Annotated in this window: 1 pseudogene; it reads left to right on the forward strand. The window is 67.1% G+C overall.

Annotated elements, in window-relative coordinates:
• Nucleotides 1–240: pseudogene (locus QP415_RS12795) on the forward strand (ABC transporter permease); the annotation flags it as partial.

The raw sequence follows: 240 nt of genomic DNA on the forward strand, positions 1-240 counted from the left end.
TCGCCGTCCTCGGCGGGACCAACCCGAACGGCGGTTTCGCCACCGTCGGCGGCGTATTCCTCGCGGCCCTCACCCTCCAGGTCGTCCAAAGCGGCTTCACCTCCATGCGCCTGTCCGCCTTCCAGTACGCGATCGCCCAGGGCGTCATCCTCATCGGCGTCCTCGTCCTCGACTGCGTCGACTGGAAAGACGTTCGCACACGCCTGACGTCAACGTTCAGGCGCCCACAACCAGCAGCCG

The organism is Pauljensenia sp. UMB3104 (assembly GCF_030217285.1).
In the GTDB taxonomy this organism is placed as follows: Bacteria; Actinomycetota; Actinomycetes; order Actinomycetales; family Actinomycetaceae; genus Pauljensenia.